Annotated in this window: 27 protein-coding genes; 9 read left to right on the top strand and 18 right to left on the bottom strand. The window is 61.3% G+C overall.

Translation table 11 applies throughout. The features are described from left to right. Positions 1–138: 138 nt before the first annotated feature. The 3 genes from ACR3E4_RS07435 to ACR3E4_RS07425 form a co-directional block, all read right to left on the bottom strand. The gene (locus tag ACR3E4_RS07435) at positions 139–540 is read right to left on the bottom strand and encodes a cupredoxin domain-containing protein (protein ID WP_480533707.1); all 402 of its coding nucleotides are present in this window, start codon (positions 538–540) and stop codon (positions 139–141) included. A gap of 54 nt (positions 541–594) precedes the next feature. Next, positions 595–2,379: a NapC/NirT family cytochrome c gene (locus ACR3E4_RS07430; RefSeq protein ID WP_480533705.1), complete on the bottom strand. Its 1,785-nt coding sequence runs from the start codon at positions 2,377–2,379 to the stop codon at positions 595–597. A 124-nt stretch (positions 2,380–2,503) separates the two neighbouring features. Next, positions 2,504–4,180 (bottom strand): cytochrome D1 domain-containing protein, encoded by a 1,677-nt coding sequence (locus tag ACR3E4_RS07425; protein ID WP_480533703.1) that lies wholly within the window; start codon positions 4,178–4,180, stop codon positions 2,504–2,506. Between the two features lie 230 nt (positions 4,181–4,410). Here ACR3E4_RS07425 and ACR3E4_RS07420 point away from each other — a divergent pair, with 230 nt between their 5' ends. The 7 genes from ACR3E4_RS07420 to ACR3E4_RS07390 all read left to right on the top strand — a co-directional run bounded on the left by ACR3E4_RS07420 (position 4,411) and on the right by ACR3E4_RS07390 (position 11,138). Next, a complete protein-coding gene (locus ACR3E4_RS07420) occupies positions 4,411–5,598 on the top strand; it encodes an NnrS family protein (RefSeq protein WP_480533701.1) in 1,188 nt (395 codons plus the stop codon). A gap of 121 nt (positions 5,599–5,719) precedes the next feature. Continuing rightward, entirely contained in the window at positions 5,720–6,169 is a 450-nt protein-coding gene (locus ACR3E4_RS07415) for a c-type cytochrome (RefSeq protein WP_170398152.1), read from the top strand. A 16-nt stretch (positions 6,170–6,185) separates the two neighbouring features. Then, positions 6,186–7,553, top strand: a complete 1,368-nt coding sequence (locus tag ACR3E4_RS07410; RefSeq protein ID WP_480533699.1) for a cbb3-type cytochrome c oxidase subunit I — start codon at positions 6,186–6,188, stop codon at positions 7,551–7,553. Positions 7,554–7,558: 5 nt separating this feature from the next. Beyond that, a complete protein-coding gene (locus ACR3E4_RS07405; protein WP_480533697.1) occupies positions 7,559–8,368 on the top strand; it encodes an AAA family ATPase in 810 nt (269 codons plus the stop codon). A gap of 9 nt (positions 8,369–8,377) precedes the next feature. Next, complete coding sequence (locus ACR3E4_RS07400) at positions 8,378–10,300, top strand: nitric oxide reductase activation protein NorD (protein ID WP_480533695.1); 1,923 nt, start codon at positions 8,378–8,380, stop codon at positions 10,298–10,300. Further along, positions 10,297–10,845, top strand: a complete 549-nt coding sequence (locus tag ACR3E4_RS07395) for a cytochrome c oxidase subunit 3 (RefSeq protein ID WP_480533693.1) — start codon at positions 10,297–10,299, stop codon at positions 10,843–10,845. Before ACR3E4_RS07400 ends, ACR3E4_RS07395 begins: the two co-directional genes overlap by 4 nt. A gap of 5 nt (positions 10,846–10,850) precedes the next feature. After that, on the top strand, positions 10,851–11,138 hold the full coding sequence (locus tag ACR3E4_RS07390) for a cytochrome C oxidase subunit IV family protein (RefSeq protein WP_480533691.1): 288 nt from the start codon (positions 10,851–10,853) through the stop codon (positions 11,136–11,138). Between the two features lie 53 nt (positions 11,139–11,191). Here the strand turns inward: ACR3E4_RS07390 and hemA are convergent, their stop codons facing one another. Continuing rightward, positions 11,192–12,415, bottom strand: coding sequence for a 5-aminolevulinate synthase (hemA, locus tag ACR3E4_RS07385; protein ID WP_480533689.1), 1,224 nt, complete (start codon positions 12,413–12,415; stop codon positions 11,192–11,194). Positions 12,416–12,601: 186 nt separating this feature from the next. Here hemA and ACR3E4_RS07380 point away from each other — a divergent pair, with 186 nt between their 5' ends. Continuing rightward, complete coding sequence (locus tag ACR3E4_RS07380; RefSeq protein ID WP_480533687.1) at positions 12,602–13,303, top strand: Crp/Fnr family transcriptional regulator; 702 nt, start codon at positions 12,602–12,604, stop codon at positions 13,301–13,303. A 27-nt stretch (positions 13,304–13,330) separates the two neighbouring features. On the opposite strand, the gene ACR3E4_RS07375 is transcribed toward ACR3E4_RS07380, so the two are convergent. The 14 genes from ACR3E4_RS07375 to ACR3E4_RS07310 all read right to left on the bottom strand — a co-directional run bounded on the left by ACR3E4_RS07375 (position 13,331) and on the right by ACR3E4_RS07310 (position 25,281). Beyond that, positions 13,331–13,588 carry a hypothetical protein gene (locus tag ACR3E4_RS07375; RefSeq protein ID WP_480533685.1) on the bottom strand — a complete coding sequence of 86 codons (258 nt, stop codon included), beginning with the start codon at positions 13,586–13,588 and terminating at the stop codon, positions 13,331–13,333. A 13-nt stretch (positions 13,589–13,601) separates the two neighbouring features. Beyond that, positions 13,602–14,297, bottom strand: a complete 696-nt coding sequence (locus ACR3E4_RS07370) for a NapC/NirT family cytochrome c (protein ID WP_480533683.1) — start codon at positions 14,295–14,297, stop codon at positions 13,602–13,604. 26 nt (positions 14,298–14,323) lie between these two features. Further along, on the bottom strand, positions 14,324–14,758 hold the full coding sequence (locus ACR3E4_RS07365) for a nitrate reductase cytochrome c-type subunit (protein WP_480533681.1): 435 nt from the start codon (positions 14,756–14,758) through the stop codon (positions 14,324–14,326). Between the two features lie 12 nt (positions 14,759–14,770). Next, entirely contained in the window at positions 14,771–15,688 is a 918-nt protein-coding gene (gene napH, locus ACR3E4_RS07360) for a quinol dehydrogenase ferredoxin subunit NapH (protein ID WP_480533679.1), read from the bottom strand. Beyond that, positions 15,685–16,503 carry a ferredoxin-type protein NapG gene (gene napG / locus ACR3E4_RS07355; protein ID WP_480533677.1) on the bottom strand — a complete coding sequence of 273 codons (819 nt, stop codon included), beginning with the start codon at positions 16,501–16,503 and terminating at the stop codon, positions 15,685–15,687. Before napG ends, napH begins: the two co-directional genes overlap by 4 nt. Positions 16,504–16,530: 27 nt before the next feature. Next, entirely contained in the window at positions 16,531–19,023 is a 2,493-nt protein-coding gene (gene napA, locus ACR3E4_RS07350; RefSeq protein WP_480533675.1) for a nitrate reductase catalytic subunit NapA, read from the bottom strand. Between the two features lie 17 nt (positions 19,024–19,040). Further along, positions 19,041–19,313 carry a chaperone NapD gene (locus tag ACR3E4_RS07345; protein WP_480533671.1) on the bottom strand — a complete coding sequence of 91 codons (273 nt, stop codon included), beginning with the start codon at positions 19,311–19,313 and terminating at the stop codon, positions 19,041–19,043. Continuing rightward, positions 19,310–19,819 carry a ferredoxin-type protein NapF gene (napF, locus tag ACR3E4_RS07340; protein ID WP_480533666.1) on the bottom strand — a complete coding sequence of 170 codons (510 nt, stop codon included), beginning with the start codon at positions 19,817–19,819 and terminating at the stop codon, positions 19,310–19,312. The genes ACR3E4_RS07345 and napF overlap by 4 nt, the downstream gene beginning before the upstream one ends. 205 nt (positions 19,820–20,024) lie before the next feature. Beyond that, positions 20,025–21,953 (bottom strand): 1-deoxy-D-xylulose-5-phosphate synthase, encoded by a 1,929-nt coding sequence (gene dxs, locus ACR3E4_RS07335; RefSeq protein WP_480533664.1) that lies wholly within the window; start codon positions 21,951–21,953, stop codon positions 20,025–20,027. A gap of 16 nt (positions 21,954–21,969) precedes the next feature. After that, on the bottom strand, positions 21,970–22,836 hold the full coding sequence (locus ACR3E4_RS07330; protein ID WP_480533662.1) for a polyprenyl synthetase family protein: 867 nt from the start codon (positions 22,834–22,836) through the stop codon (positions 21,970–21,972). After that, on the bottom strand, positions 22,837–23,079 hold the full coding sequence (locus ACR3E4_RS07325; RefSeq protein WP_170484940.1) for an exodeoxyribonuclease VII small subunit: 243 nt from the start codon (positions 23,077–23,079) through the stop codon (positions 22,837–22,839). Next, positions 23,076–24,002, bottom strand: coding sequence for a histone deacetylase family protein (locus ACR3E4_RS07320; RefSeq protein WP_480533660.1), 927 nt, complete (start codon positions 24,000–24,002; stop codon positions 23,076–23,078). Before ACR3E4_RS07320 ends, ACR3E4_RS07325 begins: the two co-directional genes overlap by 4 nt. Before the next feature lie 68 nt (positions 24,003–24,070). Continuing rightward, positions 24,071–24,772: a response regulator gene (locus tag ACR3E4_RS07315; protein ID WP_480533658.1), complete on the bottom strand. Its 702-nt coding sequence runs from the start codon at positions 24,770–24,772 to the stop codon at positions 24,071–24,073. After that, positions 24,769–25,281, bottom strand: coding sequence for a MarR family winged helix-turn-helix transcriptional regulator (locus ACR3E4_RS07310; RefSeq protein ID WP_480533657.1), 513 nt, complete (start codon positions 25,279–25,281; stop codon positions 24,769–24,771). Before ACR3E4_RS07310 ends, ACR3E4_RS07315 begins: the two co-directional genes overlap by 4 nt. A 157-nt stretch (positions 25,282–25,438) precedes the next feature. On the opposite strand from ACR3E4_RS07310, the gene ACR3E4_RS07305 reads away from it, so the two are divergent. Continuing rightward, positions 25,439–26,305, top strand: coding sequence for a branched-chain amino acid aminotransferase (locus tag ACR3E4_RS07305; protein WP_480533655.1), 867 nt, complete (start codon positions 25,439–25,441; stop codon positions 26,303–26,305). The last annotated feature ends 33 nt before the right edge of the window (positions 26,306–26,338 follow it).

Raw genomic sequence — 26,338 nt, 5'->3', positions numbered from 1 at the left:
ATTTGGGACGTTGCTGGGCGAGCCGGGCGAGTCATGACGGCAGACTGGCGCAATCGAAAAGGAACCTCCTTGACATAAGTTAAGGAGCGCGGGAATTGGTCCCGCGCCCCTTCATTCTGCCTGTATGTCTGCCTCGGCTCAGGGTTCGACGGTGATCATTCCGATCATGTTCTGTGTCTCCCAGTGCGGCCCGCACAGGTAATCCTGCGGTCCGGGGGTGAGGAAGGTCAGCTCGACCGTTTCCTCGGGGAACAACCGGTCGCTTTCGGGCTCGCTGCCGTCTTTCAGCAGCACCGAATGGCTGGTGCGTTTGTCCACATTGACCCAGCGCACCGTGGTGCCCGCCTTCACGGTCCGCTCGAATGGACAGAAGTTGTATTTGTACATCAGCACCACCTCGGCATCCTCGACGGCGGAGGTGGGCTGACCGAACAGCTCGACATAGCGTTCCTCGGCCTCGGCACACAGCGCGGTGGTGTCCTCTGCCCAGGCGGGCGCGGCCAGAAGCAGCAGCGCGGGAAGAAGGTGTTGGGGTTTCATCGTCCAAGTCTCCTCTTCTGAACGGAAGGGGCCGGAATGCCCGGCCCCTGTCCCTTATTGTTTGACCACGTTGATGAAGGCGCTGTCGTCGTCCAGCGCCAGGCTGGTATCCAGCGTCACGTGGTGGAACCGTGCGGCGGCAAAGTCATCGTGGATGGCAAAGCCCACCGTATAGGTCTGACCGGCCTCAAGCGGCACATCGCCGGGCGCGCCCGAGTTCAGCGGACGGGTGAACACCACGGTCCACATGCCCGCATCCAGACTGGCCGAGGCGGCGATTTCGCCGTCATTGACCACGCGCTGCTCCAGCAGATAGCCGTTGGTGGCGCTGCCGTCCGCATAGACGCGCATCAGGTCCAGATAGGTGCCATCGGCCAGATACTGTTCGATCTGATCGGCGGCCTGCAGCTTGTCCCAGCCACCCAGCGCCTTGCCACGACGGCCTTTGATCTCGACCTCGGTCCGGCTTTCGCTGATGTATTTGGTCACCGTGTCCTGCGTGCTCAGCCGACCCGAGACATCCCCGTTTGCGGCGATGGCTTCGGCACCCGGATCAAAGGGCATATAGCTGTTGTCCGCGTGGCACGAGGCCCAGCAGCCCACCTGATCGCCCATCTCGATCCCGGTGCCGGTGATCATCATGGCAACCTTGATCTGGTTGTCGGGGTCCATCTTGCCGCCATCGACGAAGGGCGCAGGATTGTGGCCCGCATCCGGCCATTGCAGACGGATATACAGGGTCTCATCATCATGCGCGGCCTGCACGGTCGCATCGATCACACCGCGTTTGCCCGGGATCGGAGTTGGTTCAAGCTCACCACCGGCCACGATATTGTTACCGATCGTGTCGAGTTCCTTGGCGTGACAGGTCGTGCACTGATCTCCGCCCTTGGTCAACGGGCGAGCGCCGCCGTGGGATCTGCCGTTCTGGACCCATTCGAACGAGGCCTGTCCGGGGTAGAACAGTTTCAAGTCCGCACCGGGAACAGCGGCCCAGTCGATATTGGTGCCAACATCGCTGCCACCGCCTGCAGGTGCTGCGGCTTCCTCGCCAGAGGCTTTGGCGCGTTCTTCAGCCACGGCCGCATCGACCGCTGCTGCGATCTGGGCCTGCACGGCCTCTTGCTGGGCGACGCGTGCGGCCTTTTCGGCTTCGGCCTCGGCGGCTTCCTTGGCTTCGATCCGTTCCAGACTGGCCAGGTATTCGGCGGGGATTTCGCGAATGAAATCAGGGTTCGGGGCTTCGAGCTTTTCCAGATATTCTTCTTCGGCCCGGTCACGGGCGTCCGAGTGTGCGATCCCCTTGTGGCAGTCGATACAGGTCTGACCAACCGTCATGGCATTCAGGTGCTGCTGACGGGCGCGGGGTTTCTGGAATTCCGGCATCATCGATTCAAAATCGTGACAGTTGCGGCATTCGCGCGAGTCGGTGGCCTTCATCCGCTCCCATTCGTTCATGGCCAGATGTACGCGCTTGGCTTCGAACTTTTCGCGGGTGTTGATGGTGCCGACCATTTTGCCATACAGCTCTCTGGACGCTTTGATCTTGCGGATGATCTTGTGCGTCCAGTCCTTGGGCACGTGGCAGTCGGAACAGACCGCGCCCACGCCCGAGCGGTTCACGTCGTGGATCGTGCCGGTGTATTCCTCATAGACGAAATCGCGCATCTCGTGGCACGAGACGCAGAATTCCTTGGTGTTGGTGGCTTCCATGGCGGTGTTGAACCCGCCCCAGAAGATGATGCCGGCGACGAACGCGACGGCAATACCGGCCACGGGCATTCCCCACAGGAAATACCGGCGCCAGATCGGTTTTTTCTTATCCGGTTCGGAGGTCATATCCGGGCTCCGTTTTGGCTGTCTTGTCTGGCCTTGGATGGCAGGCCGGTGAGTTTGGCTGATGTCTCAAACGAAGAAAGGGCGGGCGAGGGGCCCGCCCTTTCCTGTGTTGGTTTCAAACCCGTCAGGTGACGTGGTTTGAGCGGTTGTAGACGTTGAACTTGCCGGTCGGGGCAAACAGACCCTTCACGCGGCCGATCTCTTCCAGCGTCTTGGCGTCGAAGATCACGATCTCACCATTGGCCTCTTTCGAGGTCGAGCGGTTCCACTTGGAAACCCAGACCTCGGAGCCGTCCTGGTTGAACTCGAAGTGGACGGCGACGTTGCCTTCCTCTTCGGTGATCTGGATCGTTTTCACGATCTCACCGGTTGCCTTGTCGATGACCTGCACCGATTGCTGAATCTCAGGCTCGGGGTGCTTGGTCTGGTCGGCCCAGATGTAATCCGATTCCGGGTGTGTCCGAATGAACAGGCCGGGTCCGTCGGTTTCCACCTCATAGCAGACTTTCCAGGCGTCGTCCGGGCGACCTTCGGGGTCGTTGCCCCAAACGGTGACCGTGCCTTCACCCAGGTGGGTTGTACCGGCAACCGGGCCACAATTCGGGTCATCCCAGTTGGCGCCCGGGCCGGGGTGCGGCAGCGGCGCGGTGTCGATCAGAGCTTCCAGCTTGTGAGTCTCGGTATCGACCACGACCATCTTGTTCGACGCGTTTGCGGCGATCTGGAAGTAACGGCCGGTCGGATCAAAGAACCCGTCATGCAGGAACTTGGCACTGTCGATCTTGTCGATCCGCAGGTTGTCCAGGTCGGAGTAGTCCACCTGCCAAAGCTGACCGAGTTCCTTGACGGCCACGATCCATGTGGGCTCGTTCGGGGTGGTGTAGATGGCGGCCACGCGGGCCTCTTCCACATAATCCCCGTCCACGTTGTAGCCCCGGGTCGAGACGACCTTTTTCGGCTCCATGGTTTCGGCGTCGACGATGGCGAAATGCGGCGGCCAATAGGCACCGCCGATGACGTATTTACCATCACCCGATACGGCAACGTCGCGGGCGTCATAGCCAATGGTCACCTCGGCCACCAACATGTTTTCGGGGTTCTGCCACAGGTCGATCTTGGTCATCTTGCCGTCACGGCCCATGGTGTACCAGAAGCGGCCCGGATTTTCCGGCTCTTCCAGCTTATGGTGCTCGGACGCTTTCAGGACGTGCACGGCGTAACCGGTCGGGATGTGCGCCAGCACTTCCTTGGTGTCACCGTCGATCACGGCCACCTTGCCCACGTCACGTTCGATGACCACGAAGAAGTTTTCCCAGTTGCGGCCATGCAGCGGCTCGGTCGGGTAGTCTTCGGGTTCGACATAGACCTTGCGGGTCGCCATCATCTGTTCAAGCGACATCTCCGGCGGCTTGGGCGGCTCCATCTGGATATAGGTCGCCATATCGCGGATTTCTTCTTCGGACATCACGTCCGAGAAGTTGTTCATACCGCCCTCGGTACCCCATGCGATGATTTTTTCCAGCCGGTCCTGACCCAGTTTCAGGGTGCCCGACTCGGTTACGGTGCCATCGGCGTTCTTCGTTTCAACCAAAGGCTCAAGGCTTTTGCCTGTTGCCCCTTTGCGCAGCACGCCGTGACAACCGGCGCAGCGTTCAAAGTAAAGTTGTTTCGAGGATTCAAAGGCTTCCTTGCTCAGGGTTGGCTCTTCGGCTAAGGCTGGCGCAGCGACGCTGCCCAGCAGCATCGCCAAACCGACCCCGAAGGCGCGGCCAGTTTTGTTGTAGCTGATTCCAAGTGACATGATCACTCTCCATTTGCTGGTGAGGCAGGTCCTAGGGTGAGACATCACGCCTTTGTCATCCTTGACGAAAGTCAACGGGAGCGGTGTTAACCGCGCGGAGCGACAAAAATTCCGCCAATAAAATAAGGGTTCTTGAGGCATGTTTTGGCCTGCTTGATTTCGGTTAAGTAAAGCCGGAATGACCCTCGCTAGGGTCGGAGCCAAAGCCACCAGAGCCGAGGAGAGCAGTCATGTCGGCGGTCATCGCGCGAATTTTTGGCGAAGGATTTCGGGTGTTTTTCCTGTCGGCTGGCCTGTACGGGCTGTTTGTCGGTGGTGTCTGGGGTATCTGGCTGATGGTTCAGGCCGGTGCCGTTCCCGCATCGGATACGAGCTATGCGATGGCCCCGCCAATGTGGCACGCGCATGAGATGATTTTCGGCTATGCCACCGCCGCGCTTGGCGGGTTCTTCCTGACCGCCGTGCCGAACTGGACCGGAGCCCCCGACGCGCGCGCGCGATTCATAGCGGTGGCTGCGGGGCTTTGGCTGCTGGGGCGTCTGGCCATGTGGTATTCGGGAGTGCTGTCGCCTGTTCTGGTTGCAGTATGCGATCTGGCCTTTGTGCCGATTCTGGCGGCGAAGATCGCGACCCAGCTGATCCGCCGCCCGAAACCGCAGAACATGGTATTTCTGCTGCTGCTCAGCCTGATCTGGATCGCCAATCTGCTGACCCATCTGGAATGGATCGGGGTCACCGGCGATACGCTCGATGTGGGGCTGCGCGCCGGGTTACTGACCCTGTGTTCCATGATTGCAATCCTAGGGGGCCGGATCACGCCTGCCTTTACCCGCAACGCGATGAAACGCGCGGGCGCGCCGGAAGAGGCCTGGCCGGTCTCGGTGGCCGCACTGGACAAGTCGGCGATGCTGATTGCCCTGCTGTTGCCTGTCAGCGCGCTGGCCTTCGGGATCGGTCAGATGACCGGTTTGGTCGCGCTGCTGCTTGGCGTGGTGCAAATTCTGCGCATGGCGCGCTGGCGCACGGTCTGGGCCATGCGGCAGCCGATCCTGATCGCCCTGCATGTCGGCCTTGGGATGCTGGCGTTTGGGCTGATCCTTTGGGGCCTGTCGCTGCTGGGGTTTGGCAACGAAACCGCGGCGCTGCACGTGCTGGGGATCGGCTGCGTCGGGGGTACGACTCTGGCAGTCATGAGCCGCGCCGCGCTGGGCCATAGCGGGCGTGCGTTGATCGCGCCGCCGCCGATGGCGGTGGCATACGGGTTGATGGCGGCGGCCGCGATCCTCAGATGGGTGGGATCGGATCTGAACACCGGCTATCTGACCGCGATGCTTGTGGTGGACGGGCTTTGGGTCGGGGCCTTCGCGCTTTACCTGATCGCCATGTGGTCGGCGCTGACAGGCCCGCGCGCGGCCTGAACAATTCAGTCATTCTGATAACTTGCTTCATCGCGTCGGCTGTCTTGACTTTCGTTAAGGCAGCCCGGCCCCCCAGTCGCCATTGTCGTCACACTAGCTAATCTGCGCAAAGGAGAGCGCAATGCGAGAAGTCATGACAAAGAGCATGGCTCGCAACATATTCTATGGCGGGTCACTGTTCTTCATCCTCATCTTCCTGGCCCTGTCGGCCCACTCGCACTGGTACATCGTCAACTCCGAGAATTCGGCGAAGCTCGATGACAGTGTGGTGCGGGGCAAGCACGTCTGGGAAAAACATGCCTGCATCAACTGCCACACGATCCTGGGCGAGGGCGCCTACTATGCGCCTGAAGTCGGGAACGTGATGACCCGCTGGGGTGTGCTGGACGACCCGGAATCGGCCTTTGAAGCGCTCAAGGGCTGGATGGAGGCGCAGCCGACCGGCATTCCCGGTCGCCGGCAGATGCCCAATTTCAACCTCAGCGACGAAGAGATCCGCGACCTGACCAACTTCCTGATCTGGACGGACAATATCGACGCGCAGGGCTGGCCGCCCAACGAGGCAGGCTGAGAAAGGGAACGGAGCAATGAAATACGAATCCCAAAAAATCGCCTACGCCTACTTCGCAGTAGCGATGGCCCTGTTCGCGGTACAGGTGATCGGCGGCCTTCTGGCCGGTTTCATCTATGTATTCCCGAACTTCCTGAGCGAGCTTCTGCCGTTCAATATCGTGCGGATGCTGCACACCAACTCTCTGATCGTCTGGCTGCTGCTGGGCTTCTTCGGGGCAGCTTACTTCCTGATCCCTGAAGAGACCGAGCGCGAAATCCACTCACCCACGCTGGCTTATCTGCAGCTGATCATTCTTGTGGTCGGCACGCTGGGTGTGGTCGTGACCTATGTCTTCAACCTGTTCGAAGGCAACTGGCTGCTGGGCAAAGAGGGGCGCGAGTTCCTTGAGCAGCCCAAATGGGTCAAGGCGGGCATCGTCGTGGCCGCGCTGATGTTCCTTTACAACGTGTCGCTGACCGTTCTGAAGGGCAAGAAGACGGCGATCTCGAGCATCCTTGTTCTGGGCCTCTGGGGTCTGGCGCTGCTGTTCCTGTTCGCCTTCTACAACCCCGGCAACCTGTCCTTGGACAAGCAATACTGGTGGTATGTCGTCCACCTTTGGGTCGAAGGCGTGTGGGAGCTGATCATGGCCTCGATCCTGGCCTATCTGATGCTGAAACTGACCGGCGTTGACCGTGAGATCGTCGAAAAATGGCTCTATGTCATCGTTGCCGCCGCGCTGTTCTCGGGCATCCTTGGCACCGGCCACCACTACTACTGGATCGGTACGCCCGGTTACTGGCAGTGGATCGGTTCGATCTTCTCGAGCCTCGAAGTGATACCGTTCTTCGCGATGATGGCCTTTGCCTTCGTCATGGTCTGGAAAGGCCGCCGGGACCATCCCAACAAGGCCGCACTGCTGTGGTCGCTGGGTTGTGCAACGCTTGCCTTCTTCGGTGCCGGTGTCTGGGGCTTCCTGCACACGCTGCACGGGGTGAACTATTACACCCACGGCACGCAGATCACCGCCGCGCATGGTCACCTGGCCTTCTATGGTGCCTATGTCTGCCTCAACCTGGCGATCTTCAGCTATGCGATGCCGATCCTGAAAAACCGTGATCCGTATAATCAGGTGCTGAACATGGCCTCGTTCTGGCTGATGACCAGCGGCATGGTCTTCATGACCTTCGTGCTGACCTTCGGCGGAACCGTGCAGACCCATATGCAACGTGTGGTTGGCGAGTACTTCATGGACGTACAGGACCAGATTGCGATCTTCTACTGGATGCGTCTCGGCTCTGGTGTGGTCGTGGTGCTTGGTGCGCTGCTGTTCATCTACTCGATCTGGGTGCCCCGGAAAGAGGTGATTGAACCCGGTGCCTCTGAAACCCCTGCGGAGTGATGGATATGGACGGCTCCATGAAACTGAATGAGGGGGCGGCGAACGCCCCCTTCTACCTCGCCCAAGGCGATGAATGCGATGTGTTCTGCGCCGCTTACAACAACGACCTGCCGGTTCTTCTGAAAGGCCCGACAGGCTGCGGCAAGACCCGCTTTGTGGCCCATATGGCCGCCCGTCTTGGCCGCCCGTTATATACGGTGGCCTGCCACGACGATCTGGCCGCTGCCGACCTGATCGGCCGCTACCTTCTGAAGGGCGGCGAAACCGTCTGGGTCGATGGCCCCCTGACCCGCGCGGTGCGCGAAGGCGCGATCTGCTACCTCGACGAAGTGGTCGAGGCCCGTAAAGACGTCACCGTTGTGTTGCACCCGCTGACCGATGACCGGCGCATCCTGCCGATCGATCGCACCGGCGAAGAACTTGAGGCCGCACCCGGCTTCATGCTGGTCGCCTCATACAACCCCGGCTACCAGAATATCCTGAAAACCCTGAAACCCTCGACCCGGCAGCGGTTCATCTCGCTGGAATTCGACTTTCCGTCGCCCGAAATGGAGGCGCAGGTCGTCGCACAGGAAAGCGGCCTGCCGCTGGAGCGCTGCAAACCGCTGGTCCGACTGGCCGGTAAGCTGCGCGGGCTCAAGGGTCAGGATCTTGAGGAAGGCGTTTCCACCCGTCTGGTTGTCTATGCCGCGACGCTGATCGCACAGGGCATGTCCACCGACCGCGCCATCCTTGCCGCGATGATCGAACCTCTGACCGATGATGAGGATATCAAACGCGGGCTCCTCGATCTTGTCACGGCTGTCTTTGGGTGAGGCCGGCCGATGGTCAGGATCGATTTCGAGCCATGGGAACCCGAAGAAACGATCGGGAAACTGTGGCACACCCTTGCCAGCCGTCTCGATGCACCCGAGGTGCATGTTGGAGCCGCGGTCGACCTTTCTGAGGTCGCGGGGCGGCTGGCTGTCCTCTTTCGAGGGCTTGGGGGTAGTCCGGGCGTAGAATTGCGCCCGGTCTCACCCGAGGTTTCGCGCCACCGTCTGGGATGGCGCCGCCGTCTGGCAACCGAGGTCGAGCTGATGCCGCGTGCCTCGTTCGATGGCGAAGTTCTGCGCCTGCCCGACCGGCTGGCGGTGTTTCCCGCGCGTGAAGCCAACGGCGCGCTCTATGTCTGGCTGGCCGCCGCCGCCGCCCATGCCGGAACCCGTATCGACGAAGACGACCCGTTGCGCGCCGACCTGCATGCGCTTGTCGCCGCCCGGCAGATGGTCGAGGCGGCATTGCACAACGCCCCCGGCCTGCGCCCGCTTTATACCGAGCTGTGCAAGGGCGTCCTGTATCAACGCGACATTTCCGGGTTGCCACCCGTCGAGGCAGCGGTTGAAGAACTGATCCGCGACATGCTGGGCGACCCCGCGCCTTTGTCACCAAAGGCCGAGCAGCTTCTGGCGCTGGGTGATGACGTGACCGCCCCGCGCGGCTATCAGCATTTCCGCCCCGTCCCGCTGTGGCCCGAGCTGCGCCCGGTCGGGTTCTCCGAACATAACGAGGTGGAAAACCCCGACACCGAAGGTCCGCCCGAGGAATCCGGCGAGAAAACCCACCGCGCCCGCCGCCGCAAATCCGATCAGGCCAACCGCAGCGACAGTTTCATTCTGCACAAGTTCGAAGCGATCCTTAGCTGGGCCGAATTCCTGAACATCAACCGGCGCATCGACGATGACGATCCCGACAACGCCAAAAAGGCCGCCGACGATCAGGAAGAGATCGGGTTGGGCCAGATCTCCAAGGCGCCACCGACCAAGCTGAAACTGCATCTGGACCTGGCACCCGAGGACGTGAACCGCGAACGCCTGTCGGGTCGGGTTCTCTATCCCGAATGGGATGTGCGCACGGGGCAGTACCTGCCGGATCATGTCAACGTTCTGACTTCGGATGCCGAGATCCGCGAAGATGCCGCCGAGTTCGGCAAGGACCCCGCCACCGCCCGCCGCATCCGCGCCGTCAAACGCCAGTTCGAGGCGCTGCGCCCGGGCCGCGTGATGACCCGTGGCCATCTGGACGGTGATCAATTGGATATCGAGGCCGCCGTCCGGGCGCAGGTGGACCGCTGCGCCAATGGCGAAGGCACCGAACGCATCTGGATGCAATCCCGCCCCGAGGCGCGCGATCTGGCGGTGTCGATCCTGCTGGATGTCAGCCGCTCGACCGAAAGCGCCGTCACCGGCCGCGCAGTGATCGACATCGAACGCGAGGCGCTGGCCGCTTTGGCCTGGGGCCTGAACGCCTGTGGCGACGATTTCGCCATCCACGCCTTCAGTTCGCTGAAACGCCAGCGGGTTTACGTGCAACGCTGCAAACGCTTCGATGAGCCGATGGGCGGCTTGGTCGAACAACGCATCGCCTCGCTGCGCCCCGGCCACTATACCCGCCTTGGTGCTGCGATCCGCCATTGTTCCGCCGATCTGGCCAGCCAATCGCGCAAACGCCGTTTGCTGCTGATCATCACCGACGGCAAGCCCAACGATCTGGACCATTACGAGGGCCGTCACGGTATCGAAGACACCTGTATGGCCATTCGCGAGGCCCGCCGCGCCGGGCAATCGGTATTCGGAGTCACCATCGACAAAACCGGCAAAAGCTGGTTCCCGCGCATGTTCGGTCAGGGAGGATTTGCCGTCATCCCAGACCCGCACCGCCTGACGATGGCGCTGCCGCAGATCTACCGCCAACTGGTCGGCGCATGAGCGATGCCTCTCTGATCGACGAGCTTCCGGGCGAGTTGCTGATGTGGGTGCTGATCATCTCGGAACTGCTGGTGTTCGGCGCCGGTCTGATCGCATTCATGGGCGTGCGCCTGACCGATCCGGTAGGTTTTGCCGAGGCGCAATCGCACCTCTACCGCACCGGGGCGGCGCTCAATACGGCGGTGCTAGTGACATCGGGTTATCTGGCCGCGCAGGCGTTGCACTGGCGGCGGATCGCGCGCCGGGGTGCGGCCCGTCTGGCGCTGATCGCCGCCGCCGCGCTGGGCGTTGTGTTCCTGATCATCAAAGGCGCGGAATACGCCGGCAAGGCCACGCAAGGGATCACCTACGAGACACACCCGTTCTTCCTGTTCTACTACTTGCTGACCGGCTTCCACGCCGCCCATGTGCTGGCCGGGGTTGCCATCCTGTTGCTGGTCGCCTGGCGCGACGATCCCCGCAACATCGAGGCGGGCGCGCAGTTCTGGCACATGGTCGATCTGGTCTGGATCATGCTGTTCCCCGTGATCTACCTGCTGGGATGAACACGATGCCCGTCACTTCATCTTTTCCCAAATACTCCCGCCGGAGGCTCCCGAACGCACTCACCCGCGCCTGGGTCACCCTTCTGGTGCTGAGCGTGGCCTCCGCGCTGCTGACCGTGTTACCGATCCCGCCCGAACTTCTGGGCGGCGGTATCCTGATCCTCGCCTTGGCAAAATGCCGGGTCATTCTCGCCCGCTATCTGGATCTGGCCGCAAGCCCCGCCTGGCTGCGGGGGTTCACGATGGTGATGACCGGCTTTGCCCTCCTCATCTTTGCCCTCTACCTGATCTGACAAAAAGCCGCCTCCGAAGAGGCGGCGAGGTCTCACGCTAGGGGCGCTTTTGATTACTGGGCTGCCAACGGTTGCCGCGCAATCTGACAACGTTGCCAGAGGGCGGACAGCGCGCCGACCAGATGATCGATATCCTCATCCGTATGAACCGGAGACGGCGTGATCCGCAGCCGCTCGGTCCCTTTTGGCACGGTCGGATAGTTGATCGGCTGAATGTAGATGCCGAACTCTTCCAGCAGCGTGTCCGAGATGAACTTGCACTTCACCGGATCGCCGACCATCACCGGGATGATGTGGCTGGGGTTGGGGATATGGGGAATGCCTTCCGCATCCAGACGGGCGCGCACCTGTGCCACGCGGGCCTTTTGCAGGTCGCGCTCGGCATTCGACTGTTTCAGGTGCCGGATCGACGCCGCAGCCCCGGCAGCGATTGACGGCGGCAGGGCGGTGGTAAAGATAAACCCGCTGGCAAAGCTGCGCACGAAATCGCACAGCGCTGCCGAGGCCGCGATATAGCCCCCAACCACGCCGAACGCTTTACCAAGTGTCCCTTCGATCACGGTCAGGCGATCCATCAGACCTTCGCGTTCGGCGATGCCGCCGCCGCGCGGGCCGTAAAGGCCAACCGCGTGGACCTCGTCCAGGTAGGTCATCGCACCGTATTTGTCGGCCAGATCGCAAATCTCTTTGATCGGCGCGATGTCACCGTCCATCGAATATACCGATTCAAAGGCGATCATCTTGGGCGCATCAGGATCGGCGGTGGCCAGTTTCGCCTCAAGGTCTTCCAGATCGTTGTGTTTCCAGATCACTTTTTGGGCACGGGAATGCCGGATGCCTTCGATCATCGAGGCATGGTTCAGCGCGTCGGAGAATACGATAAGTCCCGGGATTTTTGCGGCGAGGGTGCCGAGGGCCGCCCAATTCGAAACATATCCGGAAGTAAAGAGAAGCGCGGCTTCTTTTCCGTGCAGATCGGCCAGTTCAGCCTCAAGCAGCACGTGGTCGTGAGTGGTGCCCGATATGTTCCGCGTGCCCCCGGCCCCCGCGCCGCAGCGGTCCAATGCGTCATGCATCGCACCGATCACAGATGGGTGCTGACCCATGCCGAGATAGTCGTTTGAACACCAGATCCGCACGTCCCGCTGCACGGAACCATCGGTTTGGCGGGCATTGGGGAAGGATCCGCAGCGGCGTTGCAAGTCAATGAAAACGCGATAGTTTCCCTCACCTCGCAGGGCTTCAAGGCTCTGATCAAAAAAACGCTCGTAGTCCATGTTGCGGGCTCCCCGGATTACTGGCTTCGGGCTGAAGATAGGACAGGGTCACGCCCCACAACATGACAATTGTCAAGTTGACGTCGTATTATAAGGGTAGTGCACCGGCGCCGCGTCTGGCATAGCTAGAGGCCGGGATGGACGGACGTCGTTAGACATCGGCGGCAAAGACAAAGGGGTGTTTTCATGTCTCATGAGGCACAAAAAGCAATTGCACGCCAGTCGCTGCTGCTGCGCAGTTTGCCGGATCAGCATGTCGAAACGCTGCTGAGCCACGCGATCTGGCGTCAGTATGATCGCGGCGAGACGATCTTCCTGCAGGAAGAGAAAGCACAGGCCGTTCACGTGGTTCTGGAAGGTTGGGTCAAACTGTTCCGCATGACACCAACCGGGGCCGAGGCCGTTGTGAGCGTCTTTACCCGGGGCGACAGCTTTGGCGAGGCCGTGGCGCTGCGCAATGTGGCGTATCCGGTCTCGGCCGAGGCGGTGTCGGCCTGCGATGTCATGCATATCCCCAGCCCGGTCCTGATCTCGCTGATGAAGGAAGACCCGGAAATCGGGATCTCGATCCTGGCTGCGACCTTTACCCACCTGCATTCGCTGGTGGCGCAGCTGGAACAGCTCAAGGCGCAGACGGGTGCGCAGCGCGTGGCCGAGTTTTTGCTGAACCTCTGTGACAGCGACACGGGTGGCTGCGAAGTATCACTGCCATACGACAAGATGTTGATTGCCGGTCGTCTGGGGATGAAGCCCGAAAGCCTGAGCCGGGCGTTTTCGCGGCTCAAGGCGGTGGGCGTAAAGATCAACCGCAATCACGCTGAAATATCGGATATCGCGTTGCTGCGGGATTATGCCGAAAGCGATCCGGCGGAAAACTGGGGGCGGTAACCCGGCATTGCTGCCGGGTTCACCTGTTCAGACTGTCGCGCCCTTGCGGCGAATGGCGGTGCCAAGACTGCCGGCGCAGACGCCAACGATGATTGCGATCAACAACGGCACCGTTCCAATGTGGGAAAATTGCCACCCGGCAAAGAGCAGTGGCGCGATCAGGCCGACCAGACCGCCCAACAGGGCGCCCAGCCACAACTGACGCGTCATCATGCCCAGTGCCAGACCAAGAATGCCGGGCAGGCCCAGCACGTTGCCGCCGATGGTTCCAAGTATCTCTAACATCTCTGTCCCCGCTTTAATCCGAGCTTTTGTTCAGGAACGCACGGATGTCGTCGCCTGATGCGGCTGCGTGTTTCTGCAGAACCTCACCATCCACCGCGTCCGAGATCTTCTGGTACTCTTCCAGATATCCGGGCGGCAGGCTGTGCGCGATGCCCTGATGACAGTCAATACAGGTCATGCCGGTATCAAGGGCGCGCTGGTGTTCGCTGGCGGCGCGGGTTTCCTGAAGGGTGAAGTCCATATAATCGAAATTGTGACAGTTGCGGCATTCGCGGCTGTCGGATTCCTTCATCTTCTTCCACACGGCGGACGCCATCGCCAGACGGTGATCTTCATACTTCTCGGGAGTGCTGATGGTGCCTGCCAGCTCGTGATAGACATCCTTCACGGCCATGATCTTGGCCTTGATCTTGTGGTTCCATTCATCCGGGACGTGGCAATCGGAACAGATGGCCCGCACGCCGGAATCGTTGTTGTAGTGAACCGTTTCTCGATACTCGCCCAGATTGGTTTCCATCGTATGACAGGATACGCAGAATTCTTCCGTGTTGGTCAGCTCCAGCGCCCAGTGGAAACCACCCCAGAACAGGATGCCCGCCAGAAACCCGGCCAATAGGGTGAAACCGACGCTGAGGACGGCGATCGGGCTCCAGAACCAGGTCCAGAGGCGTCGGATGAGCCCTTGTTTTTCTTGGGAGTCGTCGGACATATCGCGCTCTCCTTTTCGACCTGAGTTCAGTTACCGGAGGAAGGTTCAAAAGTGTTGTCGACCAGCGGCAAAGCATCCGCTTGCGGTACGTGACACTGATTACAGAAATACCGGGTGCCCGCGATCTGATCCAGCTCGCGGCCTTCGCGATCCAGATAGTGGGTCATCGATAGGGTCGGTGCGTTGCGCTCGCCCGCTTTGGTCCAGTCATGGCAGGACAGGCACTGGTTGGTGCGCAGGTCGATCTGATATTGCTCGATCGAGTGCGGGATCAGCGGCGGCTGCTGGCGATAGTTGCGCTGCAGGCGGCCTTCGACATTCCGGTGAACCTGATCCAGAACGACGGGTTCATCGACATCGGCTCCGCGCAGAGTGGTGACCCCGGTAGATTGTGCAAGGGCCAGGCCACCGAGGAGCAGCGGCGGGATCAGGGCAAGGCCCACAAGGATCGGCTTTTTCATCTTCTCACTCCTTCAAAAAGGTCTCGAGGCGCGCGGCTGGGGCGCGGCGGTTGGTTCCGGTGGCGCGACGGTCAGGGCGTCGAACCGATGGGTGAATTTGAAAACGTCTTCGGCGCAGACATCGATGCAGCGCCCGCAATTGGTGCAGTCAGGCGACAGGATCAGCGGGGTGTCATTGCCATTGCCTTTCAGGGCTGGCGAGATCACGTGGTTTTCCGGGCAGACCGCGTAGCAGTCCATGCAATCGTCGCAGGCGGCGCGGTTGGCGGCGCTGACCCGCAGCATCGCTTTTTGCCCTACCAGCCCATAGAACGCGCCCACGGGGCAAACATGGCCGCACCATCCGTGGCGCGAGACGAACAGGTCGAACAGGAAAATCGCGGCGACCATTGCCCAGACGAAACCCATGCCAAAGATCAGCCCGCGGTGCAGCATGGTGATCGGATTGACCAGCTCCCATGCGATGGCTCCGGTCAGGCCGGACACGATCAGAACGGTTGCCATGATCCACAACCGTGTGCCGCGTTTGGGTTGCCAGCCCTTTTGCAGGCCCAACTTGCGGTGCAACCAATGCGCGCCGTCGGTGACCGGGTTGATCGGGCAGACCCAGGAACAATAGACGCGGCCCCCGATCAGCGCATAGGCCACCAGAACGATGACAGCACCGATGGCGGCGGTCAGCTCGGGCCAGTGTCCGGCAATCAGGCTTTGCAGAAAGACAAACGGGTCGGTCAGGGGCAGCACGCCCAGTGTCAGTGATCCGGCTAGAGTGCCCTGCACGATCCAGATCCCGAACCACGGGCCCAGCAGGAACAGCACCAGAAAGAGCAGCTGACTCGCCCGGCGCAGCAGCAGGTATTTATGGGCACCCAGCCAGCCTTTGGCGGCGATGGCTTCCTGCCCCAGTGGCATATGTGCGCGGGCGGTCATTGGGTGACCTCCGGCAGATTGAACGTGGGTTCAAAGCCGCCCGGTGCGACGAGGTTATCGGTGCCCGGTCCCGGCAGGCGATCGGGCAGGTCGATGATGCCTTCGACGACGGGCGCGCCTTTGGCTTCTTTTTCTTCCCAGCCCTTGCGGTAGTGATCGGCACTGCTGCCACGGGCCAGCCGGGCGGGCAGAACCTTGATCGCGGCTTCGGGCAGAACGCAGCTTTTCTCGCAGACACCGCAACCGGTGCAGCGATCGGCATGAACAGTCGGGATGAAGATCGCGTGACTGCCTGAACGGGCGTTGTGCTCGGTTTCCAGCGTGATCGCCTCGTCGATGACGGGGCAGACGCGGTAGCAGACATCGCAACGCAGGCCGAGGAAGTTCAGGCAGTTTTCCTGATCGACCAGAACGGCCACGCCCATCTTGGCATCGTCGATGTTGTCCAGCCCGGGGTCCAGCGCCCCGGTGGGGCAGGCCGCGACGCAGGGGATGTCGTCACACATCTCGCAGGGAATATCGCGGGCGGTAAAGTACGGCGTGCCGGTGGCCACCGCATCGACCCCCAGTTCGGCCAGTTTCAGCGTGTCATAGGGGCAGTCCCGCACGCATAATCCGCAGCGGATACAGGCGGACAGGAAGTCTTTTTCCGGCAAGGCACCGGGGGGGCGCAACGCCTCGGCCGGCAATGCCCGTGCGTCCCGTGCCAGCCAGGCCAGCAGGGACCCGGCTGCCACGCAGCCGCCCGCTGCGCGCGCCGAGTCCTGCAGGAACCGGCGCCGCTGCGGCGAGAGGGGAGAGCCAACACGAGACATGGGTCTTACCTTTGCCTTGCCTGCCCTTTACGCGCGCTCGACCTTACAGGCGCATTTCTTGAAGTCGGTCTCTTTCGACAGCGGGCAGGTCGCGTCCAGCGTCAGCTTGTTGGTCAGCTGGCCTTCGTCGAACCACGGCATGAAGACCAGACCGCGCGGTACCTTGTTGCGGCCCCGGGTTTCGACCCGGCTGGTGACCTCACCACGGCGGGTGGACAGCACGATCTCCTGCCCGCGCCGCAGACCACGCTCGCGCGCGTCCTCGGGGTGCATATAGACCACGGCGGCGGGATAGGCGCGGTGCAGTTCGGGCACCCGACGGGTCATCGAACCCGAATGCCAGTGTTCCAGCACACGACCGGTGCACAGCCACAGATCATATTCCGCATCCGGTTCCTCGGGGGCAGGTTCATAAGGGGCAAAGATGATGCTCGCCTTGCCGTCCTTCTTGCCGTAGAACTTCACACCCGCGCCTTCGGGCACGTAAGGATCATAACCTTCGCGGAAACGATAGAGTGTTTCCTTGCCGTCCACGACCGGCCAGCGCAGACCGCGGGCCTGGTGGTAGGTTTCGAATGGTGCCAGATCGTGCGCGTGGCCGCGACCGAAATTGGCATATTCTTCGAACAGGCCTTTCTGGACGTAGAAGCCGAAATGCTCGGATTCGTCGTTGTCGAACCCTTCGGCGGTCTCAGACAGCGGGAACTGGTCGACCGAGCCGTTTGCGAACAGCACCTCATACATGGTCTTGCCGCGATGTTCCGGCATGGTGGCCAGAAGTTCCTCGCCCCAGACCTCTTCGACGGTGAAGCGTTTCGAGAACTCCATGACCTGCCAGAGGTCCGACTTCGCCTCGCCCGGAGCTTTGACCTGCTGGCGCCAGAACTGGGTGCGGCGCTCGGCATTGCCATAGGCGCCTTCCTTCTCGACCCACATGGCGGTGGGCAGGATCAGGTCGGCAGACAGGGCCGTCACGGTCGGATAGGGATCGGACACGGCGATGAAGTTTTCCGGGTTGCGATAGCCGGGATAGCCTTCTTCGTTGATGTTCGGTGCAGCCTGCATGTTGTTGGTGCACTGCACCCAATAGGCATTCAGGTCGCCATCCTTCAGCTTGCGGTGCTGCAATACGGCGTGGAAGCCGGGTTTGGGTGGGATCGTGCCAGCGGGGATGTTCCACGCAGTTTCGCAAATCTCGCGGTGCTTGTCGTTTGCCACGACCATATCGGCGGGCAGGCGGTGGGCGAAGGTGCCGACCTCACGTGCCGTGCCACAGGCCGAAGGCTGACCGGTGAGCGAGAAGGGCGAGTTGCCGGGTTCGGAAATCTTGCCCACCAGCAGGTGCACGTTGTACATCAGCGAGTTCACCCACGATCCGCGGGTGTGCTGGTTGAAGCCCATGGTCCAAAGGCTCATTACTTTGCGGTTTGGATCGGCATATTGCTGGGCCAGACGCTCAAGCTGCGCGGCGGGGACGCCGGACAGTTCCGATGTGTATTCCAGCGTGTATTCCGAAACGGCTTCGGCATATTCCTCGAAGCTGATCGGGTCCATCTTGCCGACATTGGGATTTTCGGCTTCTTGCTGCAGCGGGTGATTGTCGCGCAGGCCATAACCGATATCGGTGGCGGTCTTGGTGATATTGACGTGGTTCTTGACGAACTCTTCGTTCACCGCGCCATTCTGGATGATGTAATTGGCGATATAGTTCAGGATCGCCAGATCGGTTTGCGGCGCAAAGACCATCCCATTGTCTGCCAGCTCGAATGAGCGGTGCTCATACGTAGACAGCACGTGCACCTCGGCACCCGGTTTGGTCAGGCGTGTGTCGGTCAGGCGAGACCACAGGATCGGGTGCATTTCGGCCATGTTCGAGCCCCAGAGCACGAACGTATCGGCGTGTTCGAAATCGTCATAGCAGCCCATCGGCTCATCAATGCCAAATGTCCGCATAAAGCCGACCACGGCCGAGGCCATGCAGTGGCGCGCGTTGGGGTCGATGTTGTTGGACCGGAAGCCCGCCTTCATCATCTTGGCGGCGGCATAGCCTTCCCAGACGGTCCATTGGCCGGAACCGAACATACCAACGCTGGTCGGGCCTTTCTTGGCCAGCGCCTCTTTCCACTTGGCGGCCATTACATCGAAGGCTTCGTCCCAGCTGACAGGCTCGAACTCGCCGTTCTTGTCGTATTCGCCGTTGGTCTTGCGCAGCATCGGCGTGGTCAGACGGTCCTTGCCATACATGATCTTGGACAGGAAATAGCCCTTGATGCAGTTCAGGCCCCGGTTCACCGGCGCGTCCGGGTCGCCCTGGGTGGCCACGACGCGCCCGTCTTTGGTGCCAACCAGGACCGAGCAGCCAGTGCCGCAGAACCGGCAGGCGGCTTTGTCCCAGCGGATATCTGGGGTGGCGGCCTGAGCGTTGGCTTGTCCGGTCGCCAACGGCAGGCCGGCTGCCGAGGCTGTCGCAGCGGCGGCGGTTGACTTTAGAAAGGTCCGGCGGGATTCAGAGATGGTCATGACATGGGTCTCCGGCTTTAGATCTGGCGAGAAGCGTTAAGGTGCGGACGGGTCTCCGCGAGGTCTTCGAAATGGTGATAGGTCAAGGTCAGAGAGATCACGCCCGGGATCTGATGCAGATCCATGATCGTCTCGGACGCCAGTTTTTCCGGCGTATCCTCGACCACAACAACAAGGCGGCCATCCTCGGCCGCCGCGTGGATTTCGGCCCCGTTCGTCGCGGCAATCGCTGCTTTGGCGCTTTGCGTGGTTTCGGGTGTCACATGGACGAGGCAACCACAGATGTTCATAAGGCAACCTCCTGAGTTGGCGGGGTGTGGCGTTCAAAGCTGACGGAACCGGCGGGGCAGGCGCTGGCGCAGGCGCCGCAGCCGGTGCAGCTGTCGGTATCAAGTACGGGTTCTGCGCGGCCGCCGGTTTGCAGGCGGAAGCGGATTGCGCGGTGGTCGCAGACATCCTGGCATATGCGGCAACTGACGCCGTTCATCGACAGGCAAGACGCGGACACCGTGGCGCGCCATGGCCAGTCTGCCACATGTTCGGGGTTCAGGGCCCCGGTCGGGCAGGCGTTGGCGCAATCGCCGCAGAAGGTGCAGGGTCCCACATCCAGCTTGACCACGGGCCAGCCTTGCGCGTCAAAACGGATGATGTCCTCGGGGCAGGCTTCCTGGCATTCATCGCATTGGGTGCAGAGGTCGTAGAATTCCGCATCCTCCGCCCCGGGAGGGCGGATGGCAGATTTGTCCATGCGCAACTTGCCGCGCAGGAATGCGCGTCGGCTGGCTAGCTTGTTCATTCGCTCGCGACCCTTGATTTTTTGGCAGGGGTTGGCCTGCCTGACTCGGGTGTTAGCCTAGCACGGCGCGCAAGAAATTGACCTATGTCATTTCTGAAATGTTTATTATTTGGGCGCTATTAGAATATTATGAGTGAGGAATGCACTATTCCGGCGTATTTGATGCCTCACTTCGGTTTGCGCGCTGCGCTTACACGCCTGATGCTCAGGCGCGTTTTTCCCCGATCGTGGCGATGCCCAGCACAGAAAGAACTTTGGCTTCGATCTGTTTGGCATTCATGCCGGCCACCGCGTACATGTCCGCCGGGCTGGCCTGATCGATGAAGATATCGGGCAAAACCATCGAGCGGTACTTAAGCCCCGCATCAAACAAGCCCTCCTCTGCCAGCAACTGAGCGACATGGCTGCCAAAGCCGCCGATGGCGCCTTCTTCGATGGTGATCAGCGCCTCGTGCTTCGTGGCCAGATCAAGGATCAGATCCCGGTCCAGCGGCTTGGCAAAACGGGCATCGGCAATGGTCGGAGTGATGCCGCGCGCGGCCAGCGCCTCGGCCGCCTTCTGCACTTCGGCCAGTCGCGTACCGAAGGACAGCAGCGCCACGCGGGCACCCTTCTGGATCAGCCGGCCTTTGCCGATCGTCAGCACTTCGCCCCGTTCCGGCAGGTCAACACCCACCCCTTCGCCGCGCGGATAGCGGAAGGCGATGGGGCCGTCATCATGGGCCGCAGCGGTGGCGACCATATGCATCAGCTCGGCCTCATTGGCGGCGGCCATCACCACCATACCGGGCAGATTGGCCAGATAGGCGACATCGAACGAGCCCGCATGGGTCGCGCCATCGGCCCCGACCAGCCCCGCGCGGTCAATGGCGAAACGCACCGGCAGGCGCTGAATGGCCACGTCATGCACCACCTGATCATAGCCGCGCTGAAGGAAGGTGGAATACATGGCGCAGAACGGCTTCATCCCGCCCGCCGCCAGCGCTGCGGCAAAGGTCACCCCATGCTGTTCCGCAATCGCCACATCGAAACAGCGCGAGGGGTAGCGCTCTGCAAACAGGTTCAGACCGGTGCCATCGGGCATCGCCGCAGTGACGGCCACGATCTTATCGTCGCGCGCGGCTTCCTCGACCAGGGTCTTGCCGAAGACCGAGGTATAGGAGGGCGCATTGGAGGGCGCCTTTTTCTGCTCGCCTGTCACAACGTCGAACTTGGCGGTGGCATGACCCTTGTCGCGGGCCTGCTCGGCGGGGGCATAGCCCTTGCCTTTTTTGGTCAGCACATGGATCAGGATTGGCCCCGTGGCCCGCGCCCTGACGGTGCGCAGAACCGGCAGCAGCTGGTCCATATCGTGACCATCAATCGGGCCGATATAGGAAAAGCCCAGTTCCTCGAACAGTGTGCCACCCACCGCCATGCCTTTCAGCATCTCCTTGGCCCGCTTGGCCCCTTCGCGGAAGGGTTCCGGCAACAGCGAGACCGCGCCCTTGGCGGCAGCTTTCAGATCGTGGAACGGTTCTTCGGCATAGATGCGCGACAGGTAAGACGACAGCGCACCCACTGGCGGGGCAATGCTCATCTCGTTGTCGTTCAGGATCACGATCAGGCGTTTTTTCAGGTGGCCCGCGTTGTTCATCGCCTCAAAGGCCATGCCGGCGGACATCGAGCCATCGCCGATCACCGCAATCGCGTCGCCCAGACCTTCAGACGTCACGCCGCCCAGATCGCGTGCTACGGCAAACCCAAGCGCGGCGCTGATCGACGTACTGGAATGGGCCGCGCCAAATGGATCATAGGGGCTTTCGCTGCGCTTGGTGAAGCCGCTCAGGCCGTCTTTCTGGCGCAGGGTGCGGATACGGTCGCGGCGCTCGGTCAGGATTTTATGTGGATAGCACTGATGGCCTACATCCCAGATGATCTTGTCCCGTGGTGTGTCGAATACCGCGTGCAACGCCGTGGTCAGTTCGACCACGCCCAGACCCGCGCCCAGATGACCACCAGTGACCGACACGGCAGAGATCGTTTCGGCCCGCAACTCCGCCGCCACCTGATGCAGTTGCGCGTCCGAGAACTGTTTCAGGTCCGCGGGGCGGTTCACAAGGTCCAGCAGGGGCGTATTGGGGCGGTCAGACATTTGGCGCGTTCCTGGCTTAGCTGTCCCGGGCAATAACGAAGCGGGCGGCCTGCTTCAAGGTTTCAGCCGGTGCGCCGTACACATCCAGCGCGGCGCAGGCGTGTTCGACCAGTTCCGCAGCGCGGGACCTGGCCGCATCCAGACCCAAAAGCGAGACAAAGGTCGCCTTGCCTGCCTCGGCATCTTTCTGCAGCCGCTTTCCGGCCTTTTCGGCATCACCCTCAACATCCAAGATGTCATCGGCGATTTGAAAAGCAAGGCCAAGGGCTTGGGCATATTGGCGCAAGGGTGCAGGATCGGCCTGTGCCAGCCGCGCCCCGGCACAGGCTGACCATTCGATCAAGGCACCGGTTTTGCCTGCCTGCAGCCGGGTGATTTCATCCAGCGTCAACGGCGCAGCCGCCGTTTCGGCCGCGATATCCAGCGCCTGCCCCAGAACCATCCCCTGCGCGCCACTTGCCTTGGCCAATGTTAGGGTCAAATCCGCACGGATTTCGGCATTTCCAACCTCGGGCCGCGCGCACAACTCAAAAGCCAGAGTCTGCAGCGCATCTCCGGCCAACACGGCGATGCCCTCATTCCATTTCACATGCACCGTGGGTCGACCGCGTCGCAGATCGTCGTCATCCATGCAGGGCAGATCGTCATGCACCAGCGAATAGGCGTGCAGCGCTTCGATCCCGGTTGCGGGCCAGATTGCGCGGCTTGCGTCGATGCCATGCAGCCGGGCGCTTTCCAGTACCAGAAATCCGCGCAACCGCTTGCCGCCCTCGGTGGCATAGGCCATCGCCCGGGTCACGTCCAGATCGTCCAGCGCGCCCAGAATCACATCGAACTGATCCTGAATCCGCGCCGCATCCTGCGCCAGTTGTTCGTGAAACATTTACTGACCTTCGACAGGCGTCGTCCCGGTCGGCTGACCGCTGGCGTCCAGAGTGATCGCGGCCACCTTTTCCTCGGCGCGCTTCAGCTCATCCTCGCAGCGCTTTTTCAGGGCCGCCCCGCGCTCATACAGTGCAATGGACTGATCCAGCGCCACATCGCCACGTTCCAGCTGGCCCACCACGGCCTCAAGCTCTTTCATCGCCTGTTCGAACGTCATCTGCTCAACTGGGGTATCGGTCATTTGGCTGCCTTCATCAGTTCTTCCACATGGGCGCGTGTCGCCGCGGCCAGTGCGTTCAGATCATACCCGCCTTCCAGAGTCGAGACGATACGGCCCTCGCAAACCTCATCGGCGATCCTGCACAGTTCCGCTGTGATCCATGCGAAATCACCCGTAGACCAGTTCAGATTGGCCAAAGGATCATCCTGATGGGCATCGAATCCGGCGGAAATGATGATCAGTTCGGGCCTGAACGCGCGCAGACGCGGAAAGGCCTCTGCCTCATACGCGGCGCGCATCTCGGCCCCGCCGGACCCGGGGGCGAGTGGCATGTTCAGAACCGTCTCATACGCACCGGTTTCATCCGGGCGGCCTGATCCCGGCCACAGCGGCATCTGCTGACTGGTGATCACCAGCGCTCGGGCCTCATCCCACAGCAGATCCTGTGTGCCATTGCCGTGGTGCACATCGAAATCCACCACCGCCACGCGGTTCAGCCCGTGATGATCCAGCGCATGTTTCGCCGCCAGCGCCGCGTTCCCGAACAAACAAAAGCCCATTGCCGTCTCGGATTCCGCATGGTGTCCCGGCGGGCGAATGGCGCAGAACGCGTTCGAGGCCTCGCCGCCCAGCACCAGATCCACCGCCCGCAATGCCGCGCCCGCCGCGCGATAGGCCGCATCCACCGAGCCCGGAGACATAAAGGTATCGCCATCTATCTGTGCGAAACCCTCGGCGGGTCGTGTGGACTGTATCTCGCGAATATGGCTTTCGGGATGTACCCGCAACAGATCGTCATCCGCCGCCAATGGCGCGGTTACCCGCTTCAGCTCCAGCCCCTCCAGAGCGTGCAGAATATGCTCCAGCCGCGCCACCCGCTCGGGATGCCCATCCGGCGTTACATGGGCCAGACAATCGGCATGGGTCAAAAGGGCTGTGGTCATCGGGGTCCCCTGTTCATCTGGCCAAAAATATCCTCGCCGAAGGCATGAAATTGCCGCGCAGCGGCGCTTTAATCCGGCGCCAGCATATACCCTGCCCCACGCACGGTCTGCAGGTACCGCGGCTGTTTCGGGTCTTGTTCAATCTTGCGGCGCAGGCGCGTGATCTGCACGTCCACCGCACGCTCTTGCGCCTGCCCCTTGTCACGGCCAAGATCCTCGACCAGCTTGGCGCGGCTGATCGGCTCGCCCGGCTGGGCCGAGAAAATTTTCATCAACTGGCTCTCGGTCGCGGTCAGACGTACCGGATCGTCCCCCTGCCACATCTCGCCCCGTTCGATGTCATAACGGATCGGGCCGAGGGTCAGAATCTTCGTCGCCGCCTCCTGCGCCGGAGTTTCCGGCATCCGCCGCAGGATTGCGTTGATCCGCAGCAGCAGCTCTTTCGGCTCGAACGGTTTGGCGAGATAGTCATCGGCGCCTGCCTCAAGACCCGCGATGCGATGTTCGGTCTCACCCTTCGCGGTCAGCAACAATATGGGGGTCGTATGGGTGTCCCGCAGCGCCTTGGTCAGGCTGACGCCATCCTCGCCCGGCATCATCACGTCCATCACGATCAGGTCGAAATCCAGCCCCGATAGCACCCGCCTTGCATGCGCCGCATCCCGTGCTGCAGTCACCAGAAACCCGCTGCGCATCAGAAATTTCTTGAGCAGATCGCGAATGCGCTCGTCATCGTCGACGATCAGAAGATGGGCGTCCATATCGCTCATGAAGTCGTATCCCGCAGTTTCGTATATGCACGACGCATATCAGCATCCATCATCGCTTCAAGCACTTTACGAAAACCGGCCACTGCTTCGGGGCCCGCGTCCTTGAATGCCGCCCGCATCCGTGCCCGCTGCGCATCGGACAAAGTGGCCTCCAGCGCCTTGCCCTTGTCAGTCAGAAATAGGTGGCGTTCGCGTTTGTCCACTTTTCCCACGCGGCTTTCGACCAATCCGTCTTCGATCAGGGTGCGCAGGACCCGGTTCAGAGACTGTTTCGTCACACCCAGGATGCCCAGCAGGTTGTTCACGGTGGTGCCCGGCGCGCGATTGATGAAGTGAATCGCCCGGTGATGCGCGCGACCGTAGGCCATATCGGACAGAATGCGATCGGGATCGGCGGTAAAGCCGCGATAGGCAAAGAACATCGCCTCTATACCCTGCCGTAACTGCTCATCCGTCAGAAATAACAGGCTTTCTCCGCCAAAGATCGGGGCGGGGCGGATTTCGGACATAACGGGCCTCATGCACAATACGGCCTCAGTTTATGTCAGCCTTATTGACATTCCAAGAGTGCGCAGGTATCGAATCGCAGTTTTTGCGCAACTTTATGTCCGATACGGACTTAATCAGCGCAATATTTGGAAATTTGACCCGGTTCAGGAGGTTCGCATGGCGGGGTATGATGATCGTGACGGTGTCATCTGGATGGATGGCAAACTGGTGGATTGGCGCGAGGCCAATGTGCACATCCTGTCACACGCGATGCATTATGCGTCCTCGGTGTTCGAGGGTGAGCGCGCCTATAACGGCAAGATCTTCAAAAGCCGGGAACATTCCGAACGCCTGATCGCCTCGGCCGAGGCGCTGGACATGCCGATCCCCTATACGCTGGACCAGATCGAGGCCGCCAAGCAAGAGGCGTTGAAAGCCAGCGGTTTGCAGGACGCTTACATCCGCGCGCTGGTCTGGCGCGGCTCGGGTGAGGATATGGGTGTCGCGTCGGCCAAGAACCCGGTGCGCATGGCCGTCGCCGTGTGGCCGTGGGGCGCCTATTACGGTGACGCCAAGATGCAGGGCGCCAAGCTGGACATCGCCGAATGGAAACGTCCCAGCCCCGAAACCATTCCGGTTCATGCCAAGGCCGCGGGTCTTTACATGATCTGCACCATCTCCAAGCACAAGGCCGAGGCCAAAGGCTGTTCGGACGCGCTGTTCATGGATTACCGCGGTTATGTGGCCGAGGCGACGGGCGCCAATGTGTTCTTCGTCAAGGATGGTGAGGTCCATACCCCGCTGGCCGATTGCTTCTTGAACGGTATCACCCGCCAGACGGTGATCCAGATGCTGAAAGACAAGGGCATCACCGTCCACGAACGCCGCATCAAGCCCGAGGAAATGGCTGATTTTGAGCAGTGCTGGCTGACCGGCACCGCCGCCGAGGTCACCCCGGTCGGGCAGATCGGAGACTACACGTTCGAGGTCGGAGATCTGACCCGCGAGATTGCCGAGGATTACGAAAAACTGGTCCGCTCGTAATCGGAAACATCTGAAACCCTCGCTTCGGCGGGG

The sequence above is a fragment of the Ruegeria sp. AP11 genome (genome assembly GCF_056535865.1).
This window is presented reverse-complemented; position numbering and strand designations above follow the sequence as displayed.

Excerpts from the sequence above, each read along its gene's own strand:
- ACR3E4_RS07365 (WP_480533681.1), bottom strand. The coding sequence starts at position 14,758 with ATGAAAAAGCCGATCCTTGTGGGCCTTGCCCTGATCCCGCCGCTGCTC.
- napF (WP_480533666.1), bottom strand. The coding sequence starts at position 19,819 with ATGAACAAGCTAGCCAGCCGACGCGCATTCCTGCGCGGCAAGTTGCGC.
- dxs (WP_480533664.1), bottom strand. The coding sequence starts at position 21,953 with ATGTCTGACCGCCCCAATACGCCCCTGCTGGACCTTGTGAACCGCCCC.
- ACR3E4_RS07415 (WP_170398152.1), top strand. The coding sequence starts at position 5,720 with ATGCGAGAAGTCATGACAAAGAGCATGGCTCGCAACATATTCTATGGC.
- ACR3E4_RS07325 (WP_170484940.1), bottom strand. The coding sequence starts at position 23,079 with ATGACCGATACCCCAGTTGAGCAGATGACGTTCGAACAGGCGATGAAA.
- ACR3E4_RS07315 (WP_480533658.1), bottom strand. The coding sequence starts at position 24,772 with ATGAGCGATATGGACGCCCATCTTCTGATCGTCGACGATGACGAGCGC.
- ACR3E4_RS07410 (WP_480533699.1), top strand. The coding sequence starts at position 6,186 with ATGAAATACGAATCCCAAAAAATCGCCTACGCCTACTTCGCAGTAGCG.
- ACR3E4_RS07425 (WP_480533703.1), bottom strand. The coding sequence starts at position 4,180 with ATGTCACTTGGAATCAGCTACAACAAAACTGGCCGCGCCTTCGGGGTC.
- ACR3E4_RS07305 (WP_480533655.1), top strand. The coding sequence starts at position 25,439 with ATGGCGGGGTATGATGATCGTGACGGTGTCATCTGGATGGATGGCAAA.
- ACR3E4_RS07375 (WP_480533685.1), bottom strand. The coding sequence starts at position 13,588 with ATGTTAGAGATACTTGGAACCATCGGCGGCAACGTGCTGGGCCTGCCC.
- ACR3E4_RS07430 (WP_480533705.1), bottom strand. The coding sequence starts at position 2,379 with ATGACCTCCGAACCGGATAAGAAAAAACCGATCTGGCGCCGGTATTTC.
- ACR3E4_RS07400 (WP_480533695.1), top strand. The coding sequence starts at position 8,378 with ATGGTCAGGATCGATTTCGAGCCATGGGAACCCGAAGAAACGATCGGG.
- ACR3E4_RS07390 (WP_480533691.1), top strand. The coding sequence starts at position 10,851 with ATGCCCGTCACTTCATCTTTTCCCAAATACTCCCGCCGGAGGCTCCCG.
- ACR3E4_RS07330 (WP_480533662.1), bottom strand. The coding sequence starts at position 22,836 with ATGTTTCACGAACAACTGGCGCAGGATGCGGCGCGGATTCAGGATCAG.
- ACR3E4_RS07405 (WP_480533697.1), top strand. The coding sequence starts at position 7,559 with ATGGACGGCTCCATGAAACTGAATGAGGGGGCGGCGAACGCCCCCTTC.
- napG (WP_480533677.1), bottom strand. The coding sequence starts at position 16,503 with ATGTCTCGTGTTGGCTCTCCCCTCTCGCCGCAGCGGCGCCGGTTCCTG.
- ACR3E4_RS07435 (WP_480533707.1), bottom strand. The coding sequence starts at position 540 with ATGAAACCCCAACACCTTCTTCCCGCGCTGCTGCTTCTGGCCGCGCCC.
- ACR3E4_RS07380 (WP_480533687.1), top strand. The coding sequence starts at position 12,602 with ATGTCTCATGAGGCACAAAAAGCAATTGCACGCCAGTCGCTGCTGCTG.
- ACR3E4_RS07370 (WP_480533683.1), bottom strand. The coding sequence starts at position 14,297 with ATGTCCGACGACTCCCAAGAAAAACAAGGGCTCATCCGACGCCTCTGG.
- ACR3E4_RS07395 (WP_480533693.1), top strand. The coding sequence starts at position 10,297 with ATGAGCGATGCCTCTCTGATCGACGAGCTTCCGGGCGAGTTGCTGATG.
- ACR3E4_RS07345 (WP_480533671.1), bottom strand. The coding sequence starts at position 19,313 with ATGAACATCTGTGGTTGCCTCGTCCATGTGACACCCGAAACCACGCAA.
- ACR3E4_RS07310 (WP_480533657.1), bottom strand. The coding sequence starts at position 25,281 with ATGTCCGAAATCCGCCCCGCCCCGATCTTTGGCGGAGAAAGCCTGTTA.
- ACR3E4_RS07420 (WP_480533701.1), top strand. The coding sequence starts at position 4,411 with ATGTCGGCGGTCATCGCGCGAATTTTTGGCGAAGGATTTCGGGTGTTT.
- napA (WP_480533675.1), bottom strand. The coding sequence starts at position 19,023 with ATGACCATCTCTGAATCCCGCCGGACCTTTCTAAAGTCAACCGCCGCC.
- napH (WP_480533679.1), bottom strand. The coding sequence starts at position 15,688 with ATGACCGCCCGCGCACATATGCCACTGGGGCAGGAAGCCATCGCCGCC.
- ACR3E4_RS07320 (WP_480533660.1), bottom strand. The coding sequence starts at position 24,002 with ATGACCACAGCCCTTTTGACCCATGCCGATTGTCTGGCCCATGTAACG.
- hemA (WP_480533689.1), bottom strand. The coding sequence starts at position 12,415 with ATGGACTACGAGCGTTTTTTTGATCAGAGCCTTGAAGCCCTGCGAGGT.